Origin of the sequence: Roseovarius lutimaris, assembly GCF_900115165.1 — a bacterium.
In the GTDB taxonomy this organism is placed as follows: Bacteria; Pseudomonadota; Alphaproteobacteria; order Rhodobacterales; family Rhodobacteraceae; genus Roseovarius; species Roseovarius lutimaris.
The window spans coordinates 1-18371 of sequence record NZ_FOVP01000036.1; the positions used below are offsets into that span (position 1 = coordinate 1).

An 18371-nucleotide genomic window follows, 5' to 3' on the forward strand; every position below is an offset into this window, starting at 1 on the left:
AAGCTCTTCTTCTAGCGCCTTGATCTGAAGGCTGACAGCGGAATGGCTCAGCCCCAATGTCTGCGCCGCCGCGTTCAGCGTTTGATGCTTTGAAAAGGCGACAACGGTTGTCAAAAATCTAAGATTCATTGGCGCTCTATATGTTTAAAAATCTCACCCTAATATCAATTATTTCTCGCTGTCAAAAGAATTTATATTACTTAAGCTGAAACTTACGCAGCGGGAGGAGTTTGCGCCAATGTTCAACCGTTCTCGTCACAGTCTTCACATATTGGGCTTGGACCGTATTTTGGCGAGGCGGTGCTGGGCGCGGATTTAGAAGGATACGGTGACGAAGAACCGTTCAATTAGGATGTACGGCGAAGAATTTGAATGCATAGATAACCCGAGCCTGTCCGTCGTCAGGGATTCTTGGAGAGCTGAGCGTTTTTGCTAACCGAGGCTCTGGTTCATCCTTGGTTTCATTTTAGGCCGCAGCTTTCTGGTGCTGCAAGCGGCGTTTTTGGATTGTCAGTTTCTTGATCTTCTCCCTTTCTCTGAGGATGGTTTCAGCCCTGCCGAAGTAGACGTCGGCCGGTGTGACGTTGTTCAGGCTCTCGTGGTAGCGCCGGTGATTGTAGTAATTGACGAAGGCCTCGATCTGCCGCTCCAGATCGCCGGGCAGGTAATAGTGCTCCAACAGAACCCGGTTCTTCATGGTCTGATGCCAACGTTCGATCTTACCTTGTGTTTGTGGGTGGAACGGTGCGCCGCGAACATGATCCATGCCTTTGTCTTCCAACCAATCGGCCAGATCGCCCGCGATGTAGGATGAACCATTGTCACTGAGCAGGCGTGGTTTGTGCAGAACTGTCACCTGATCACATGATCAAGATTCTTTCCGAGGTACGTGCGCATGTCCACGGCACGCTGCATTGGATGGATAGGCTTGGCTGTGATCAGTTGATCCATCGCGCCGACGGATGGCATCGGCTCCGGCTAAGCGGCGCTGATATTTGGCGATCAGTATCGGATCAAAGGTGCCGTTCCGGTCGCGGGGGATGTCCAGAACGACCTCGCCGCCGTCGGTGGTCACCGTCTTCTGGCTGCTGCCGTTTCGCCGATTGGAGGGCCGGTTGCGGCCCCCAGGCGCCTCCTCAGCGCGCTCTTCGTCGAGATGAATATCCATCTCCGTGCTCAATGCCCGCTCCGCCAGCGATTTTGTCAGCTCCGACAGAATGCCGCCCTTGCCAAACAAATCACCAGGCGCGCGGCTTTCCATCAATCGGTCCAAGATCTCTTTATCGATGCTCATACGTGGGTCTCCTCTTCGAGCAGTTACCACGTCAGCGCACAAAATTCAGGATAGTCCCGTTTTCTCGCAAGAATCCGGAATCTATCTTTTGAAAGCGAGTCTGCCGCGCAGGCAGATACCGTCCACCTGCGCCAGAGGCCATCATCCAGATGGACCAAAGGCCAATCATGCACTAACTTTCAAAATGGACCACCCAAGTGGGGCGGCTCAAAAAGGTAATTGTTCATGAATCTTAAAAACTTGGAAACATTCATATGGTGTGCGCGGCTCGGTAGCTTCAGAGCCGCGGCGCTAAAGTTAAACGCGACTCAGCCAACAGTTTCAATGCGCATTAAAAACCTCGAATCTGCATTTGGCATTGAACTTTTTGACCGCACTCATCAGTCGAACAAGCTTACCCCGAAGGGGCGTGAACTGTTGCAGTATGGCGAAAGCATCATAAAGCTTATAGACGAGGCAACGTCACGCGTGGCCAACACCTCGCATGTCTCTGGGCATGTAAAACTGGGGGTTACTGAAACCATAGCCATGACTTGGCTGCCAGATTTGGTCAGACAACTCGACACCAACTTTCCAAGATTGAGGGTTGAGCTAGAAGTTGGCTTAACAAATGTGGTCTGGTCTCAACTTATGAGCGGGGAGATTGACTTGGCTTTATTGCCTGGCCCCGTAAGAGGAGTTGGGCTTGTATCGCAGAGCCTCGGTCTTGTGGACTACAAGTGGATGGCAAGCCCGAAGCTCGAGCTGCCAGATCGGGACCTAACTCCAACCGATCTTAAATCACAATCCATTATAACTCTATCTTCGGATTCCAACCTTCATAACGTCATCAGTGATTGGTTTAAACAATCGGGCGCAGATCACTGGAGGACAACTGTTTGCAACAGCCTTTCTGTGGTTTCCAGCTTAACAATAGCAGAGCTAGGCGTTAGCTTAATGCCACCTGAAATTTTCCAAGATCAGCTATCGAGAAATCAATTGAAAGTGGTCGAAACAAAGCTGCCCCTTAACGCAATGGAATTCGTTAGCTGCTATCCGACAACGGGACAGCCGATAGCGGCACAGATCGCTCTTGCGGCCCAAAGTTGCAGCACGTTTCGTAGTTTGAACTGAAATTACCTCTGACCGTTGCTCTATTCTCTATCTTGCCGCTTCACAGCGCCATCAAGGACCTTTGCAACGCAGTATCTGAGCAGGATATGATTTTGAAAAGAATACTAACCAACGGCAGCTTCGGCTCAGACAACGTGTTGGCTGCCCTGGAAACAACCGTCGACGCGGGTGGTACGTGACTTTGGAAAACCGGAAAGGTGCGCTTTTGGGCGCAGCGCTCTTAACCTTTGCCCTCGGATCGATTCACGCGTTTTCAGTTCTACTGCTAGCAATAGAGGTGGAACTACTCGTCTCGCGCAGTTTGGCAAGCATGACTTACTCTATCGCATTGGTATCGCTTGCGGCATCGGTCTTTTGGGGGCACAGGCTATATGATCGCGCAACTTCAGCTACTTATGTCGCCATAACGGGCACGGTTGCTGCGGTGGGTTGTGCGATGGCTGCGCTCAGTTCATCAATTGTGCTAGTTTGGCTAGGCTTTGGTGTGGTTTTTGGCAGTGCAAACGGCTTGGGCTATGGCTACGCGCTTCAACTAGCAGGGCGGGCATTTCCCCAGGGCAAAGGCTTTTCAATGGGAATTGTCACTGCTGCATACGCTTTAGGGGCTGTGGCATTCCCGCTACCACTTCGCATTGCGATTGACGTTGGCGGATGGATTACGGCGCTTCTTTTTCTGGCGGCTTGTTTGATTTTGTTTTCCGCAGTGAGTGCTTTGGTTCTGTCGCGATCTCGATTTGTCTATTTTTCAGGCGTTGAGAGTGACGTCGATATTAGTAATGGCACTCTGTCTAATACCCAAACTATCTGGTTGTGGCTCAGCTATTGTGGTGCCGTTACTGCGGGCCTCATGGCTATTGGCCATGCCTCAGGTTTGACAGACTCTAGGGGAGGGGGCACGTTCTGGAGCACCGGTGCCCCCATCGTGATCGCTTTTTCGAATATGATCGGCAGCTTGATGGCAGGCGTTTTGACGGACAAAATCGGAGGGCGACTTGTCTTAGCTTTCCTTGCGGCACTGTCATGTATTGCGTTGTCAATTATGGCAACTATAGCTGAACTGAATATTACGATAATCGGACTGGCAATTGTTGGTTTCACATATGGTGGAACCATTGCAGCTTACCCAGCTTATCTTTCTCACCGTTTTGGTGCGACCCAAGGAACTATCGTTTATTCACGGGTTTTTACTGCTTGGGCCATCGCCGGGTTATTGGGCCCTCTCTCCGCAGGCTTACTGTTTGACAGGTTTCAAAACTATCAAGCGGCCTTGATACTTGCGGCACTAGGCGCGGCGATCTCATTTTTTATGATCCAATCAAAGGCCGGCAAAGGATAAGAGAAGGTGCGTATCGCATTTCTGATCCTGGGTGTTCGTCTAAACGCCTTACAACCGAATTGGCATGGGGCCTCGGCCAATCTTTATGCAGTGGTTCCACGTCAAACGGCTCTCGTCTGACAAAGATACACTGTAAGCGGTGCGCCGTTCACACGCGCTTGTGACAGGCAGAGGCTCGGCCACCACTGCAGGCTCTTCAATCTCAACAGGCACAAAATCCATGCCCTCTAAATTTGGCAAAACCAACTTGCCCTGTCGTGCCATCCGCCGCCAATCAGACACAGTGCTGGGGATCAGCTCATACCGCTTAGCAACCGCGTTAACCGTCTCCCCCTCGATCAGCGTTTCCGCCACGATCCGCGCCTTCAACTCCGGCGGCCAATTCCGATTGCCGTCGACACGGCGCGGCACCATTGCCAGAAATTCGTTTGTAGCTCCCATACAGAAACTCCCTTCAAACCAAAGAGGCCTCTGAATCGCAGATCAGGCGTCACGCCGTAAGTGTGGGGGCGGCGCACCGCTTACAATACACGCCACATGATTCTATCAACTTGTGATGCTTGCAGCGTTGGAGCCGTGTCTTCGCTCATTGAGATCAGGGTCTTTAAGTTGTGAGCACTCGAGCGGGTATGGCAGCATAAAATTACATTAAGTTGAAGAGTTTATCCCTTAATGAATGCTGCGGTTGGTGAATTTTTCAGTTTTTATACTTCAATTTATTTGATCATAAATAATCAATTATTATTGATTGCATTGAATTCACTGCTCGCCTAGCGTTCTAAGAATAAGGCAATGAGGCACAAAAAACGGTCATTACGAAAAAAAGGGAGAGAAGAAATGAGTGATGTTACAAGAAGGCAATTCATAAAAAATCTGAGTGTTGCTACTGCAGTCACCACACCACTTTTTGCGGCGCCGGCCCTGTCTTTGGGCTCCAAGAAGTTCGAAGGTGAAACACTTCGGGTTTTCACATACGCTGGTGCTTGGGGTGATATGTTCACCAACTTCTTCGGTCCCAAATTCAAAGAGAGAACCGGTGCAGATGTCTCCTTTGACCTTGGCTGGTGGGACGCTATTCCAAAGCTCAAAGCAACCCCTCCAGGCAATCCCCCATATGACCTAGTGATGACGGACGCGACACAAGGGTACCCCGCGATTAAGAGCGGGCTCTTTGAACCGGTAAATTTCGCAAATATGCCGAACATGAAGAATTTTGACCCAAAAATGCTGGACAACTGGGTTGTCAAAGAAAACTGGGGAGTGACGTGGCCTGACGCGCTTGTGACTGGCGCCTACAATACCAATTACGTCAAGGATGCTCCGACACGCTGGTCTGATCTTCTTAAGCCGGAGTTTGACGGCAAGCTTGGTCTTTATAATTCCTTCTATATGTCGCTTTACACCTTTGCCTGCATGAAGGTTGATAGTGAAGGCCGAGCTGGTGAGGCGAGCAAAGAGCTTGCTGAAAATCTCGACGGCGTGCTTGCCTTTGCCAAGGATCAAGCAAAGCGCGTGGGTGTCTGGTGGCAGAGTGCTTCGGATATGGCGTTTAACCTGATTGAAGGCAACGTGACCGCTGGTAACATCCATAGCGTCGGTATCTATGCGCCAATTAAGGATGGGCAACCTGTTCAGGCATTCGTGCCGCTAGAAGACCGCGCCTATGTCCAGCTGTTCTGGGTTGTCCCAAAGAATACAAAGAAAAAGGCCATGGCTGAGGCCGCAATAGACTTCTTCTGTTCGGAAGAATTTCAGACTGACTATGCAAAAAATGCTGGCTTCATGACACCGATACAGTCCGTGGCTCAAAGCATGACTAAGGTAGATCCACTCTACGGAGTTGTGAACCCATCTACCGACGCGGATTTCGAGCAGTTGGGTTATTTCCCTTACGATACTTATGTCAAAAATTGGGATAAAATCGCGAAGTTCTGGGATCAGGAAGTCCTGCGAGCCTAAGACGCTCCGTTTATAAGAAAAACTAGATAAGGAATAGGGCGTTGTCCCTATTCCTTACTAAAATATTACTTTGAGGGGAGTTCTTCATCATGTCTCAACCAATGCTTCAGCTAAAAAACTTCGGCAAAAACTTCGGGGCTCATGTTGCTCTGGCAGACGTCAATATTGAGGTCCAAGAAGGTGAGTTTCTTTTTTTGATCGGTCCAAGCGGTTGTGGAAAAACTACGCTGCTGAGAATGATTGGTGGTTACGAGACGCCCACTTTTGGCGAAATAGTCATTGCAGGCAAGGTCATGAATGATGTGCCGTTGGAGCAGCGCAATATCGGCATGGTATTTCAGAACTATGCGCTCTTTCCCCACCGGACAGTATGGCAGAATGTAGAGTTCGGATTGCGCATGCGCAAACTTCCGAAGGACGAACGAAACGAACGAATCCAGGAAGCTCTGGATATGGTCGAGTTGGGGGGGCTTGGAGACCGCTATCCGCGCCAATTGAGTGGCGGTCAGCGGCAGCGCGTAGCACTTGCCCGTGTCATTGCAATTCGCCCCGACATCCTTCTTTTGGATGAGCCCTTGGCAAATCTCGATCGGCGCCTGCGCGACATCATGCAGGTGGAGTTGAAAGTGCTGCAGCACAAATTGGGCATTACATCGATCTACGTGACACATGATCAGGATGAAGCCTTGACCATGGCCGACAGGATAGCGGTCATCGACAAAGGCCGTTTGCTGCAAATAGGCACACCAGATGAAATCTATAACTCTCCAAAAACCACGTTTGTAGCGGAGTTTCTTGGGGATGCGACATCAATGAAAGCTACCAGTCTCGCGCCAAGCGAGGACGGACAGTGTCGTGCGAGTTTGGAGCTCGACCCGACAGTCGAAATTCTTTTCGATACAGATCTGGATATCCCGGAGGGGCAGCCTCTTTCCTTGTCGTTCCGTCCTGAAAGAATTCAAGTCGCTCCTCCTTCATCATCCAAAATGAACCGTCTCTCGGGCTCAATAGAGTTTGTTTCCTACTTTGGATCTCACGTTTTCTATGAGCTGAAGATTGGTAGTGAAGACATAATCCTAAAGGTCAAAGAGAGTATTCCTAACGGGCATCAAAAGCACAGGGTAGGGGAAACCTTAGAGATTGGCATCGAGTCAAGGCATATCATTGCAACAAAAGATTGAACTCTTTCAGACACTTATGCAAGGCGCGCACTCATGAATAATCGCAGCTTTAGAACGTATCTCCTATTCGCTCCAATTTTGGTAACGGTACTATTTTTCTTTATGTTCCCGCTACTATGGTTGCTTCGTGTGAGCTTCTACGAAAGCGGCGCATCTTCTGGTTATGGAGTTGGAGGCACAAGCTTCTACATTCCAAATACTTTCACTTTCGGCAATTACTTCGAGTTCTTGAGCTCAAGTTACTATATGTCGATCTTAGGCAACACGCTCTCGTTCACTGCAATCATAACAGTAGTGACGATGATCATATCTTACCCGTTTGCCTATTACATTTATATGGCCAAGCCGCGGCTTAAGATGCTTCTCATCGCGGCGGTTCTACTGCCTAAGCTAACCAACGTTTTGCTACTGGTTTACGGCCTCAAGATTATGCTGGGAAACAGTGGTATGGTTAATGATACCTTGCTTTGGCTCGGCGTCATCGATCAACCGATCAGATTGCTAAACAACACCTTTGCGGCAGTTATCGGTAAAGTTTTGCTTGTCGCGCCCTACCCAATTCTTGTTCTCGTAGCAGGCTTCCATGCTCTAGATTCAACTTTGAAAGCCGCCGCTAAAGGGCTGGGTGCCACACCTTGGCAGGCATTCCGAGAGGTCACGTTTCCTCTCAGTTTACCAAGTGCGGTTGTCGGTATGCTCATTACAATCATTTGGGGGCTGGGCGCTTTTATTTCTCCCTCTTTACTTGGTAGCCCCAAGAACCAAACACTTGCTGTGGAGATCCCTAAGCAAACGTTTGAGAACGTGAATTGGGCAATGGGATCGACGGTTGCCTTCATGATGGTGTTGCTTGTACTCATTGTCGTCCTTTTGCAGAGCTCAATCGTTAATTACTTCGAGAGGCCACGCACCGCGCCGACGACCTCAAGTGGTTTGGCTGCCAATAATGGGACAGTAAGAACTTACAGCGGCGGCGAAACCATTCCGTTGCCTGCGCGATCTCCTCGTGTTGCGCACGTTCGGGACATGGTAATCAAGTGGGCGTATCATATCTTCGCTGCGTTGGTGGTTTTCTATTTCATGGCGCCAATTGTCGTCACGGCGCTTGTCTCCTTCACTCCGGGAAATATCCTTGAAATCCCAACTGATGAGTTTTCGCTTCGCTGGTATGTGGCGTTCTTTGAGAGTGACAAGTGGGTGTCCGCACTCTGGAACAGCATATATGTCGGCTCGTTCACTGTGATCCTGTCGGTTGGGGTCGGGTTGACGGCAGCACTTGGCTTCTCGGCGCTAGGCACAAATAAAAACAGCTTCATTTATACTGTCGCGTTGTTACCAATCTATACGCCAGGGGTTATCATTGGTATGTCGCTTCTCGCGTTCTCGCAGCAGATGGGTATTTGGGGCACCTATTTCAGCATATCGCTGGGACACATGCTCTGGTCGTTCCCTCTAGTAATTATGGTGCTCAAAGTCAGCATCGATGCTCTGGATGCTGGCCTCAATGAAGCTTCTCGAGGACTTGGAGCCAGCAGGTTCACTACCTTCCGTGAGATAACGTTGCCTTTGATTGCTCCGGCTCTGTTCGTTTCGGCGCTCTTTACCTTCATCATTTCTCTGAATGAGTTTGTAATGACGCTTTTCCTTACGACAGTCGAAACCGAAACGTTGCCCCGCCTAATATGGCCAACTCTACGGTTCTCACTAACACCGCTCACTGCCGCCGCTTCCGGAGTGCTTCTCATCATTACGATAGTTCTTCTGATGGTCGTTGCGTGGGTCATCCGAATAGATCGTTTCATCGATATCAACAAAAGCTGACCAACTAAATAAGGAGAGCTAAAATGAATATGGAAGCTGCAATACGGTTGGAAACAAGTGTTGAACGCCCATTCTCAACAACCAAGCCGCTTTTGATGGATACCGTCGATCTAACAGCATCCGGGCCAGGCGAAGTCCTGATACGGGGTAAGGCTGCCGGGCATTGCCACTCAGATCTTTCGTTGGTCAATGACGCCCGCCCCAAGCCAGTGCCTATAGTTGTGGGCCAAGAGGTTGTCGGATTTGTGGAATAAGCGGTTTTTGCCGATAACATACCCGTAAAGAGCGAAGATCATTACCGATTTCATGATCTCGCTTCTGGGCATTCGCTTCGGCAAGTCATCACGTTTGAATAATGCTCTGCAAAGACAACGTGAAACAATCCTATTAAGTTGTGAGGAAGCCCTCAAATGGCCAAAGAATACATCGAAATATGTGACACTGTCCGAAAGTTCTTGTCGGAGCCGATTGGGCTCTACATTGACGGGAAATATGTTGCTGCTCAATCCGGGAAAACATTTGTAACTGAAAACCCGTCAAACAGACAACCTATTGCCACTGTTGCGGAAGGGGCCGCAGAAGACATTGATTTGGCAGTACAGGCCGCACGTCGTGCCTTTGATGAGGGCCCGTGGAGAAACGAGTTTACGGCAGCAGACCGAAGTAAAGCAATCTGGAGACTCGGAGAACTTCTCGAAGAGCACGCAGAAGCGCTATCTCAACTCGACGCACTCGATAACGGTAAGCCTGTGTCAGTCACGGCAAATGTAGATGTCAAATACAGCGCGGATCACTTTCGCTATTTCGCAGGCTGGCCAACAAAGATCGAAGGCTCGGTCATACCTGTAAACGCACCTAACATGCTCAATTATACAGTCAAAGAACCAGTAGGTGTCTGCGGGTTGATCGTTCCTTGGAACTATCCGTTGCTTATGGCGGCATGGAAGATCGCTCCGGCGATTGCTGCAGGGAATGCGATTGTTGTGAAACCCGCCGAACAAACGCCGCTTAGCGTGCTTTATCTAGGGAAGCTATTCGAGGAAGCCGGCTTTCCACCAGGTGTGTTTAACGTTGTCAGCGGGTTCGGTGGAACCGCCGGTGCCGCGTTAGTAGAACATGCAGGTGTAAACAAGGTCGGATTTACGGGTAGTCTCGAAGTTGCTCAGACCATCGTTCGAGGGTCAGCAGACACACTGAAGCGCGTTTCACTTGAGCTTGGCGGCAAGAGCCCGAATATCGTTTTCAAAGATGCTGATATTGAAAAAGCGGCGCTCGGTTGTACTTGGGCAGCATTTGGTAACAATGGCCAGTCTTGTACTGCGGGTTCTCGTTTGTATGTAGAAAGACCAATCTTTGACGAGTTTGTAGCTGAAATGTCTCGTCAGACTTCTGCAATTTCGGTTGGCCCAGGCATGTCAAAAAAGCAGCCAGACCTTGGCCCAGTTGTCAGCCGTGAACAGTTCGACCGTGTTTCCGGATACATTCGAGGCGCCGAAAGCGACGGAGCCAAAGTGGTTTGTGGTGGTCTCGCTCACGGTTCATCCGAACTTGAAGACGGGTATTTCATTTTGCCGACGATCGTAACCGATGTCAGCGATGACATGACTATCGTTCAGGAAGAGGTGTTTGGTCCTGTATTGTGCATTCTGCCCTTTGACGAAGAAGGTGAGATCATCGCTCGGGCAAATAACACCGAGTTTGGCTTGGCTGCTGGGCTCTGGACAAATGATCTATCGCGGGCTCACCGGGTCGGTAAAAAGCTGAAGGCCGGAACCATTTGGATCAACAATTGGGGCTATACAGACCCCGCATCGCCATTTGGTGGCATGAAAAAGAGTGGCTATGGGCGCGAGATGGGTAAAGAAGCAATCGATCTTTATAGCGAAGTGAAAAGCATCTGGGTTCAGACATAGTTAGGCGATTGGTTTAAGCAATTTGCGGCTAGGAACTCTCTAACGCCACTGTTGCTCAACCCAACACCGCACATTGAACAATGCTCGTCGAGAGGACGTGGCGTTGACAGGTGAGGTGTGTCTGGCAATGCGCGCGAGCGCAGTCGCATTCAGATTTTTTGAACCATTTGGAGAAGCACAAGATGCAGCGAAAATTTTACTTTGGCAGGATGAACCGCATGGTCTGCGAAATGCTGGTGCTAAAGTCGGCGGCCATTTGTCGCGTGTTTCAGCAAGGATCTGTTTCTCCGGATTGTATCTGTGGAAACCGTAGTCTCATGATGTACGGGCCGCAATAATGAGTGTAAAACCGATCATTCTAGGCGGCGATGTGGTGCCGTTCCGACGATACAAAGATGGCAGCGGGTTGCGCGACTGGGTTCGCATAGCGGCGACCGGAGCTTTAGCCGATGCTGGACTGCAGGCGTCAGATATTGATGCGGTTGTTATCGCCTCTGAGACAGATTTCCTGTCTCTGCAAGTCGCTCCTGGCCCATTATTTCTTGATGAGATTGGGCTGACCGGTCTGCCAGTTATTCGGGTCGAAAGCGGTGGAGCCAGTGGCGGCAACGCACTGCGCGCGGGTGTGATCCACGTCATGTCGGGTCTCGCAAAGCGCGTGTTGGTGATCGGCTATGAACACGCAGCTAGCCATCTTGGTAGCGGTGACGTGCGTCAGATTTACGGGCTTTCATTTGATGCCGATCTCGAGGGTTGGGCCGGTGCAACAGCAACAATGCTCTATGCTTTATCCATACAGGATCATATGGAGCGCTTTGGCAGCACATCTAAACAAATGGCTGCTGTTTCGGTCAAGAACCACGCCAATGCGCAGCACAATCCTTGGGCGCACAAACCGATGCAAATCAGTATTCAAGATGTATTGGCCTCGCCTATGGTCAGCACGCCATACCGAATGCTGGACTGTAGTCTGATTAGCGATGGGGCCGCCGCTTTGGTTTTGTGCCATCCGGATGCCGCACCTGAGGGTGCCGCGCGTCGGTGTAGCCGTATCGTCGCAAGTGCCTGTGCCACCGACCATATCCGTCTGGGCGACCGCATCGAGCCGGGCACATTTCATGGCAAAGCACGAGCGATACGAGATGCCTGTCGGCAAGCTGGCGTTAATGATCCGGCGGGCGCCTTCGATGTAGCGGAATTGTACGATTCCTACACCGGAGCCGAACTTCAGGGAATTGAAGCGCTGGGCCTCTGCCCTGAGGGGCAAGCTGGCGCGCGAGGGTTGGATGGTGAATTTAGTCTTCAGGGGCGGTTGCCGGTAAACATCTCGGGGGGGCTGATCGGGCAGGGCGGGGCCCCGGGTGCCGTTGGCTTGGCACAGGCGATTACCGTTTCGCGATTGCTTGAAGGGCGCTATTGGCCCGAACTGCAGGCAGGGCGTAGCTATCAACGTGGGCTGATCGACTGCCACGCAGGCGTTGGAACTTTGAATGTTGTTCACATTCTGGAAGGGGCCGGGCCATGAGCACACAAACAGCACTGAGCGTAGACTTGACCCTGTCTCTCACATACCACCACGGGTTTGGTGCGTTATCACCGTTTCTAACTGCGTTGCAGCAGGGAAGCTTGGTGGGCAGCCGCTGTCCGGCTTGCGGTGATGTGCGCTTTCCGCCCCGCCGCGTCTGCTTACACGATGGTGACGCTACCGAGCCACATCAACTGGACAGCACGGGACAGGTGATCCGGGTCACCGTCGGAAGTGTTCCGATTCCGTTGTCGGAGCCAGCGCAAGACCGAATATTTGCTGAAATCGCAGTGGATGGCACCAACAATCGCGTTCTTGCGCGGCTCTCCGGTGATCCAACACTGCTGAAACGCGGGGCACGCGTGCGTTTGGTGCCGCCGTCCACGACAAAACCGCCGCATCCCATTCAGGCGCTTATCTTTGAACCAATTGAAGGAACCTTAACATGACTGACACTAACTGCTACTTCGCCGATGTCGCCAAGTGCTCGAACCTGACATGGAACACAGAACAATCGCGCTATGCGATCGACGTGCCAGAAAAAGCCAACATCGCGGCAGATACTGTCGGTCGCCACGCTGCTGGACCGAACCGCGATAAGCCCGCGCTGATCTTTGAGCATGACGATGGTCGGCTCGAAGAATACACTTTTGGTGAAATCAACGATCAAGCCAACCGTTTGGCTGTTTCCCTGCGCAATATGGGCGTCTCTGAAGGCGACGCGGTGGCGGTTCATGTGGGGCAAAGACCCGAGACAGCCATTACCCATATGGCAATCTACAAGCTGGGTGCAGTGGTATTAACCTTGTCGCAGATGTATGGTCAGGACACCTTGTTGCACGTGCTAAATCATTCGGGTGCGCGGGTCATCGTTGCAGAAAACAACATTTGGCAGCGCGTCGGGCTTGACCCGCTCAATACCGCGAAACTAGCGCATGTTATCACAGTCGATGTTCCCAGTGAAGGCATGACTGCTTGGGCTGATTGCGTGTCCAGCGATGCATCAGGTTTCTCGCCTGTTGAAACCGAATCTGAAGCCCCAGCTTTGTTGATGTATACTTCTGGCTCGACAGGTCTACCCAAAGGGTTGCTGCACAGTCACCGCGTGCTGCATGCCTACATGCCCACCGTCACGATGTTTTATGATCTTGAATTAGATCGCTCGGACGCAAAGTTCTGGAGTCCAGCGGACTGGGCTTGGGTTGGCGGCCTGCTCGACCTTGTGCTTCCCGCGTGGATGGCAGGACAGACTATCGTTGCCAGCCAACACCGATTTGAAGCCGATTGGGCGTTCGACTTTATGGGGCGCCATGGCATTACTCATAGCTTCTTGACGCCAACAGCTTTGAAGCGCATGGCTGAAATGGGTGCTCAAGTAAACAAAGATGACTTTGCCCTGCGGGTCGTCTGCACCGGAGGAGAAAGCCTGCCTGGTGAGATCGTTCGCTGGCTGGATGAAACGCTAGGTGTCACCTGCAATGAATTCTACGGCTTGACTGAGTTCAACCACCTAATCGGGAATTGCCGTGCGTTGTACCCTGTGCGCCCAGGTTCGATGGGACGAGCATACCCAGGGCGTGTCGTCGAGCTGATCGATGAGGCAGGCAACCCAGTTCCAGAGGGAGAGGTGGGCGAAATCGCAGCAAGAGATGATGACCGCACTCTTTTCCTAGGATATTGGGGCGACCTTGGCGTGCCAGAGCGATTGCGTTGTGGCCAATGGTTACGCACCAGCGATTTGGCCCGGCGAGATAGCGACGGATACTACTGGTATCAGGGGCGCAATGATGACCTAATCAAAAGCTCTGGTTACCGCATCGGCCCAGCCGAGATTGAAGACACCTTGTTGCGACATTCTGATGTAGTCGAAGTAGCCGTTGTCGGCAAGCCTGACGCAGACAGGGGTGCGGTTGTCGTAGCATTTATCAAACTGGCAAACGGTACGGCGGGCGGGCCGGAAATGGTGAAAACGTTGCAGGATTACGTGAAGCAAAATCTAGCATTCTACAAATACCCTCGCGAAATTCATTTCGTTTCCGAGTTCCCGCTGACGAGTTCCTCCAAGATCCGCCGTGGCGAATTGCGGCGGATTGCGACGGAAATGTCATGACCCAAAACGATAGCTGGAAGGCCGTCACACTTGCCGCTGGGCAGGTCATTGGATTAGGTACGCTCTATGCTTGGAGTGTGCTCATTGAACCTGTTCAGGCATATTATGGGGTCGAGCGCACAGCCACAGGTCTGGTGTTTTCGATCTCAATGGCGGTCTTCACTTTTGCTGTCATGACCGCGCCCCGGCTCTTTGCCGGGCGGAGGCTCTCAATGGTAGGGGCTGTAGCCTGCATCATTGGTGCGGTAGGTTTGGCCTGCGCGGCTATTGCGCCATCCTTTGTGGTTTTCTTGATCGCTTATGGAGCGTTGTTTGCGGCGGCTAGTGGGTTTGGCTATTCGGCGGGCCTGCAGATGGCGGTCACGAGCGGTGTTGCCCAACCTGGCCTAGCTACCGGTGTGATAGTAGCGGCCTTCGCCATGGGTGCGGTCGTTCTGGGGCCGTTGATGGGGCAGATCAGTGCATCGGGCACTATTACCGGCGCGCTGTTTCTACCCGCCGGTGTCCTGTTTGCTGCCAGCGTTATGAGCCTTGGCGCGCAACGGGCTTGCCCCAGCCTTGATGCCCGCTTCCCAGCCCGCGGCGCGGCGGCACATGCGCATCAGCATCGTGCGAAAACAATCGACAACCGTTTAATCTGGCTGCTTTGGTGCGGGTTCGCAACCGGGGCAGCGGGGGGGCTAATGGTCCTTGGCCACGCCTCCAGTATTGTGGCCGATCAAGGTGGGTCCGTCGCGCTGGGCGGTGTTGCCGTTAGCATGATCGCCACGGGCAATGCCTTGGGAAGGATCACTAGCGGCGCGATAGCTGATCGGCTGGGTCCGCGCGCTGTCTTGTTGTTGGCCGCTTTGGTTTTGGGATTGGCCACTGGGGTGATGGCGTTGGAGATCGGCACCGCGACCAGTGTTTTCGCTTTGGCGGTTGTTGGGCTTTCCTATGGGCTGATGGCTACAGGTTATCCCGTTGCCGTGCATCGCTTTTACGGTGCAGAGCGGTTTGGCTCCATCTATGGGCGCGTCTTTACAGCTTGGGGAATCGCAGGGTTGATCGCGCCGTTCGCAGCTGGCTGGCTGTTTGACCGTACCGGAAGTTACCATCTGGCCTTGCAGCTTGCGACGGTCTCGGCAGTCTTATCGGCCCTGATAGCACTTTTGTTCCCCGGCGTTCAGGCGAAAAGCCAGTTAGGGATCGAATCCGACAGAGGGCCGGATTGTAGGTAGTGATGATGTGGGCGCCCCAGGTGCGATGTGCCATGGCGGTTTGAGTATCCATGCAATGAAAAAGAAGCGCGCGGCAATCCATTCGCGCAAGCTGATCGAACACAACAAAAGCCAATAGAAAATTAAGGTGAAGAGATGTCAACAGAACAAGCATATGACTATGTAGTGATTGGATCCGGTTCCGCTGGGTCGGTTGTTGCGTCACGTCTGTCAGAGGATCCTCACTGCAGGATACTGGTTCTTGAATACGGCGGCTCGGATAGCAGCATGTTTATCCAGATGCCGTCGGCACTTGCTATTCCGATGAACAAGAAGCGGTACAACTGGTTTTACGAAACCGAACCGGAACCGCATCTTGGTGGTCGTCGGATAAACTGTCCGCGCGGAAAGGTCGTTGGCGGCAGTTCTTCGATCAACGGCATGGTTTACGTGCGTGGCAATCCGTTGGATTACGACAGATGGGAAGAAGAGGACGGCGTATCCGGTTGGGCCTATCGCGATTGTCTGCCCTACTTCAAACGGGCCGAGACATTCTCTGGCGGCGAAGACGAATATCGGGGGGGCAGCGGCCCGTTGCAGACGACCAATGGCCCCTGCGACAATCCTCTCTACGAAGCGTTCATTAACGCCGGTGTCCAAGCGGGTTACGAGCGGACCAAGGATTACAATGGCTATCGCCAGGAGGGCTTTGCCCGAATGGACAGGACGGTGGGCAATGGGCGGCGTTCCAGCGCTGCCAACGTCTATCTAAAACCTGCCATGAAGCGTGGGAACATCAAGATTGTCACCCATGCGCTCGCCACTCGCCTTCTGCTGGAAGGCAAGCGCGCCGTGGGATTGGAATATACCGTTCGCGGAAAATCGCACCGGGTGAAGGCAACGAAAGAGGTTATTCTGGCTGGCGGCCCGATCAACAATACCCAATTGCTGCAACTGTCTGGTATCGGTAACGAAGAGACATTGCGCGAAAAAGGCATCACACCGCTGCATCATCTGCCGGGTGTTGGCCAAAACCTGCAGGACCATATGGAAGTACGGATCCAACAGGCATGCACCCAGCCGATCACGTTGAACGGCAAAATGGGATTGATTTCGCGCGGATTGATCGGCCTGCAATGGCTACTGTTCAAAAGCGGGTTGGGCGCAACCAACCACTTTGAAAGCTGCGGTTTTATTCGAACCCGTGCAGGTGTAAAATACGCGAATGCAGAATACCATTTCATGCCTGCCGCCATATCCTATGATGCGCAGAGCCTGAACAAGCAGCACGGCTATCAGGTGTTTATCGGACCCTTCCGTTCGCAAAGTCGCGGGTGGGTGGAAATCACCTCGAAGAACCCGCAGGACAAGCCCAAGATCCAGTTCAACTATATGTCAAAGGAAGAAGACTGGATAGATATGCGCGCCTGTATTCGCCTGACACGTGAAATCTTTGCACAGGAGGCCTTTGCACCGTTTCGTGGGGAAGAACTCACCCCGGGCAAAGACGCCCAAACCGATGATGAGCTTGATGCGTATATCCGGGAAACGGTTCAGCCCGCCTATCATGCTTGTGGTACTTGCAAAATGGGCCCGGAAAGCGACGAGAACGCTGTGGTCGATCCGACAGGCCGAGTGCACGGGCTGAGTCATCTGCGGATTGTGGATTCGTCTGTCATTCCCTCGATTGTCACTGGTAACCTGAACGCCTGCACAATCATGATTGCGGAACGAATGTCAGATTTCATTCGCGGGCACGATCCATTGCCCGCCGTTGATGTGCCGGTGTTTGTTCATCCAAATTGGAAAGAAAGTCAGCGCTGATATTGAGATTCTAGAGGCTGTTTGTGGCTCTGTCGCAAATTTGGGAGTGGGCAAAAGTTGGTGGTCGCTGTGATAGGTTGAGGGGCATTGCCAAGTTGTTCTCAGTAGTTTGAGCTTTGGTCGCGGCTTTGAGTGTCAGGCGGTCATCTCGGCGGCGTAGCTTGCCCAGAGGTCGAAGGCATCTGATCTTGCGTGGCGGTAAAGCAGCGTTTCAATCGTGGTGACAAAGATGATGTATGACGTCTCAGCCATGGTTTCATCAACTGTCAATCAAGGGATGGCGCGCTCCGGCGCGTCCCCTTACACGGTAATCCCCCCATTTTTAATGGGGTCCAGCTGTAGAATTCAGGCGGCTGTTTTCAGTTTCATGGCGGGTGTCATGCCGCCGATGCCCATGTTGGGTCGTTCATTGTTGTAAGTCCAGAGCCATGCCGTGGCGTGATCCTGTGCCTCCTCGATGGTTTCAAAGATGTACTGGCTGAGCCATTTGTCGCGAACCGTGCGGTTGTAGCGTTCGATATAGGCGTTCTGTTGGGGCTTTCCGGGTTGGATTTTTTCCAGCCTAACGCCTTGTTTTTCGACCCATTTCATGAACTTTCCACTGACATATTCGGGTCCATTATCGATGCGAATAGCCTTGGGTTTTTATTTTGAACGTGGGGCGGTCGATACTCAGGCATACTCACGGCGACTTCAGTTATCAGGGTCTCCGCTAAATCAAATCCACCGAGCGTCGCTGCGAAAAGAGCGCTTTGACCATTTTGGTCTTGTCACGCTTACGTTCCGGTCTCTCACCTCATTTATGCAGCCTTTCGTTCGAAGGCCAAGGGGCTTTTGCCACCTAAGGACGAATGCCGCCGTCGTGGGTTATAGAACCCATTGATATACTGGAATATGGCCCCTTCGGCTTGGTGTCTGGTTTCCCATCGGTTGCGCCAGATCAGCTCTGCTTTGAGCGATTTGAAGAACGTTTCGACCATGGAATTGAAGCTCCTATATTCGTCAAGCTGCGATTTGAGCTAATTTAGGCACGCAGAGTTGGCTGTAGATTTCTCTGACGATGTAGCGTTTCAAGCAACGAATGATCTCGCTTTTG

14 protein-coding genes and 4 pseudogenes are annotated in these 18371 nt (G+C 52.1%); 12 read left to right on the top strand and 6 right to left on the bottom strand.

The window, feature by feature from the left end; genetic code table 11:
* The 3 genes and pseudogenes from BMZ91_RS22130 to BMZ91_RS19500 form a co-directional block, all read right to left on the bottom strand.
* The coding region (locus BMZ91_RS22130) for a LysR family transcriptional regulator (RefSeq protein ID WP_143076411.1) at window positions 1-129 on the bottom strand (129 nt) is incomplete at its 3' end.
* Between the two features lie 337 nt (window positions 130-466).
* Window positions 467-862, bottom strand: a pseudogene (locus BMZ91_RS19495) (integrase core domain-containing protein); the annotation flags it as partial.
* Window positions 863-967: 105 nt separating this feature from the next.
* Window positions 968-1294, bottom strand: a pseudogene (locus tag BMZ91_RS19500) (transposase); the annotation flags it as partial.
* Between the two features lie 225 nt (window positions 1295-1519).
* Between BMZ91_RS19500 and BMZ91_RS19505 the strand changes: the two are divergent.
* Complete coding sequence (locus BMZ91_RS19505) at window positions 1520-2407, top strand: LysR family transcriptional regulator (RefSeq protein ID WP_092842276.1); 888 nt, start codon at window positions 1520-1522, stop codon at window positions 2405-2407.
* A 175-nt stretch (window positions 2408-2582) separates the two neighbouring features.
* The gene (locus BMZ91_RS19510; protein ID WP_092842277.1) at window positions 2583-3743 is read left to right on the top strand and encodes an MFS transporter; all 1161 of its coding nucleotides are present in this window, start codon (window positions 2583-2585) and stop codon (window positions 3741-3743) included.
* A gap of 48 nt (window positions 3744-3791) precedes the next feature.
* On the opposite strand, the gene BMZ91_RS19515 is transcribed toward BMZ91_RS19510, so the two are convergent.
* Complete coding sequence (locus BMZ91_RS19515) at window positions 3792-4184, bottom strand: transposase (protein ID WP_245736493.1); 393 nt, start codon at window positions 4182-4184, stop codon at window positions 3792-3794.
* A gap of 396 nt (window positions 4185-4580) precedes the next feature.
* Here BMZ91_RS19515 and BMZ91_RS19520 point away from each other — a divergent pair, with 396 nt between their 5' ends.
* The 10 genes from BMZ91_RS19520 to betA all read left to right on the top strand — a co-directional run bounded on the left by BMZ91_RS19520 (window position 4581) and on the right by betA (window position 17275).
* Window positions 4581-5702 (top strand): ABC transporter substrate-binding protein, encoded by a 1122-nt coding sequence (locus tag BMZ91_RS19520; RefSeq protein ID WP_177193933.1) that lies wholly within the window; start codon window positions 4581-4583, stop codon window positions 5700-5702.
* Window positions 5703-5791: 89 nt separating this feature from the next.
* Entirely contained in the window at window positions 5792-6883 is a 1092-nt protein-coding gene (locus tag BMZ91_RS19525; protein WP_092842279.1) for an ABC transporter ATP-binding protein, read from the top strand.
* A 33-nt stretch (window positions 6884-6916) separates the two neighbouring features.
* The gene (locus BMZ91_RS19530) at window positions 6917-8704 is read left to right on the top strand and encodes an ABC transporter permease subunit (RefSeq protein WP_092842280.1); all 1788 of its coding nucleotides are present in this window, start codon (window positions 6917-6919) and stop codon (window positions 8702-8704) included.
* Between the two features lie 23 nt (window positions 8705-8727).
* Window positions 8728-8958, top strand: coding sequence for an alcohol dehydrogenase catalytic domain-containing protein (locus BMZ91_RS19535; RefSeq protein WP_092842281.1), 231 nt, complete (start codon window positions 8728-8730; stop codon window positions 8956-8958).
* 156 nt (window positions 8959-9114) lie between these two features.
* Window positions 9115-10617: an aldehyde dehydrogenase family protein gene (locus BMZ91_RS19540; protein WP_092842282.1), complete on the top strand. Its 1503-nt coding sequence runs from the start codon at window positions 9115-9117 to the stop codon at window positions 10615-10617.
* A gap of 337 nt (window positions 10618-10954) precedes the next feature.
* Window positions 10955-12142, top strand: a complete 1188-nt coding sequence (locus BMZ91_RS19545; protein WP_092842283.1) for a thiolase family protein — start codon at window positions 10955-10957, stop codon at window positions 12140-12142.
* Window positions 12139-12591, top strand: coding sequence for a Zn-ribbon domain-containing OB-fold protein (locus tag BMZ91_RS19550; protein ID WP_092842284.1), 453 nt, complete (start codon window positions 12139-12141; stop codon window positions 12589-12591). Before BMZ91_RS19545 ends, BMZ91_RS19550 begins: the two co-directional genes overlap by 4 nt.
* Complete coding sequence (locus tag BMZ91_RS19555; protein ID WP_092842285.1) at window positions 12588-14252, top strand: acetate--CoA ligase; 1665 nt, start codon at window positions 12588-12590, stop codon at window positions 14250-14252. The genes BMZ91_RS19550 and BMZ91_RS19555 overlap by 4 nt, the downstream gene beginning before the upstream one ends.
* Window positions 14249-15472, top strand: coding sequence for an MFS transporter (locus BMZ91_RS19560; protein ID WP_092842286.1), 1224 nt, complete (start codon window positions 14249-14251; stop codon window positions 15470-15472). The genes BMZ91_RS19555 and BMZ91_RS19560 overlap by 4 nt, the downstream gene beginning before the upstream one ends.
* 135 nt (window positions 15473-15607) lie before the next feature.
* Complete coding sequence (gene betA, locus BMZ91_RS19565) at window positions 15608-17275, top strand: choline dehydrogenase (RefSeq protein ID WP_092842287.1); 1668 nt, start codon at window positions 15608-15610, stop codon at window positions 17273-17275.
* A 345-nt stretch (window positions 17276-17620) separates the two neighbouring features.
* Here betA and BMZ91_RS19570 read toward each other — a convergent pair.
* Window positions 17621-17920: pseudogene (locus tag BMZ91_RS19570) on the bottom strand (transposase); the annotation flags it as partial.
* A 155-nt stretch (window positions 17921-18075) separates the two neighbouring features.
* A pseudogene (locus tag BMZ91_RS19575) lies at window positions 18076-18261 on the bottom strand (IS3 family transposase); the annotation flags it as partial.
* Between the last annotated feature and the right edge of the window lie 110 nt (window positions 18262-18371).

What these genes read in the sequence shown, in the direction of transcription:
- BMZ91_RS19505 (WP_092842276.1), top strand. Translation starts at nt 1,520, where the DNA reads ATGAATCTTAAAAACTTGGAAACATTCATATGGTGTGCGCGGCTCGGT.
- BMZ91_RS19515 (WP_245736493.1), bottom strand. Translation starts at nt 4,184, where the DNA reads ATGGGAGCTACAAACGAATTTCTGGCAATGGTGCCGCGCCGTGTCGAC.
- BMZ91_RS19520 (WP_177193933.1), top strand. Translation starts at nt 4,581, where the DNA reads ATGAGTGATGTTACAAGAAGGCAATTCATAAAAAATCTGAGTGTTGCT.
- BMZ91_RS19525 (WP_092842279.1), top strand. Translation starts at nt 5,792, where the DNA reads ATGTCTCAACCAATGCTTCAGCTAAAAAACTTCGGCAAAAACTTCGGG.
- BMZ91_RS19530 (WP_092842280.1), top strand. Translation starts at nt 6,917, where the DNA reads ATGAATAATCGCAGCTTTAGAACGTATCTCCTATTCGCTCCAATTTTG.
- BMZ91_RS19535 (WP_092842281.1), top strand. Translation starts at nt 8,728, where the DNA reads ATGAATATGGAAGCTGCAATACGGTTGGAAACAAGTGTTGAACGCCCA.
- BMZ91_RS19540 (WP_092842282.1), top strand. Translation starts at nt 9,115, where the DNA reads ATGGCCAAAGAATACATCGAAATATGTGACACTGTCCGAAAGTTCTTG.
- BMZ91_RS19545 (WP_092842283.1), top strand. Translation starts at nt 10,955, where the DNA reads ATGAGTGTAAAACCGATCATTCTAGGCGGCGATGTGGTGCCGTTCCGA.
- BMZ91_RS19550 (WP_092842284.1), top strand. Translation starts at nt 12,139, where the DNA reads ATGAGCACACAAACAGCACTGAGCGTAGACTTGACCCTGTCTCTCACA.
- BMZ91_RS19555 (WP_092842285.1), top strand. Translation starts at nt 12,588, where the DNA reads ATGACTGACACTAACTGCTACTTCGCCGATGTCGCCAAGTGCTCGAAC.
- BMZ91_RS19560 (WP_092842286.1), top strand. Translation starts at nt 14,249, where the DNA reads ATGACCCAAAACGATAGCTGGAAGGCCGTCACACTTGCCGCTGGGCAG.
- betA (WP_092842287.1), top strand. Translation starts at nt 15,608, where the DNA reads ATGTCAACAGAACAAGCATATGACTATGTAGTGATTGGATCCGGTTCC.